The organism is Chloroflexaceae bacterium, assembly GCA_025057155.1.
In the GTDB taxonomy this organism is placed as follows: domain Bacteria; phylum Chloroflexota; class Chloroflexia; order Chloroflexales; family Chloroflexaceae; genus JACAEO01.
Genome location: JANWYD010000108.1, coordinates 1 through 652, shown reverse-complemented (window position 1 = coordinate 652; position 652 = coordinate 1). Strand labels below are relative to the sequence as shown.

Here is a 652-nt window from a genome sequence, read left to right as displayed (position 1 = left end):
CTGTCTTCTCTTACGGCGTAGTGATAGTCAATTGGCAGACCTGAAGAGGTGTTTGTAGTGCTTAATCATACCAATTTCGCCTGAGGCGCTGCTGCTAGGACGATGAACGCAAAGGCGCGAAGGTGGAGACGATAACCCCTCCCCCAGCGGGGGAGGGGCGGGGGTGGGGGCATTCCCTCCCCTCAAAGAAATGGAGCGGGCGACCGGACTCGAACCGGCGACATTCTGCTTGGAAGGCAGATGCTCTACCTACTGAGCTACGCCCGCGCGCCCTTTACTGTAGCACATTCCACATTCGCGTGCAAGTAGGGCGCGCTATCTCGTGAACTTCACCCTAGCCGCGCCGTTCGCGCCTACAACGTCTCTCCTACGCCGAGCGCCTCAAACGCCGCCTCCTCCCACGCCAGCCGGCCTTCTTCCTTATCCAGCATCAGCAAGAGAGCAGTAATCAGGTATGGCGGCATACTGGCGTTGAAGTACGACCCTGCGCTGATGTTGATCAGCAAAAAGAGTGCAAGCGCCGCGCTAGGCCGCACCCCTTTGCCGGTGAGCATACTGATCGCCACAATCACCTGCCCGATGGTTAAGATCCACGCGATTGGGCGATACAGCGGAATGGCTTAGTGGCGTAAATACGCTGCGCTAAAACTGT

At 58.0% G+C, this 652-nt stretch carries 1 protein-coding gene and 1 tRNA gene; both read right to left on the bottom strand.

The annotated features are described in order from the left end of the window. Positions 1-191: 191 nt before the first annotated feature. Positions 192-267 (bottom strand) — tRNA-Gly (locus NZU74_20530). An 86-nt stretch (positions 268-353) separates the two neighbouring features. Further along, positions 354-554 carry a hypothetical protein gene (locus tag NZU74_20525; GenBank protein MCS6883714.1) on the bottom strand — a complete coding sequence of 67 codons (201 nt, stop codon included), beginning with the start codon at positions 552-554 and terminating at the stop codon, positions 354-356. Positions 555-652 lie beyond the last annotated feature (98 nt).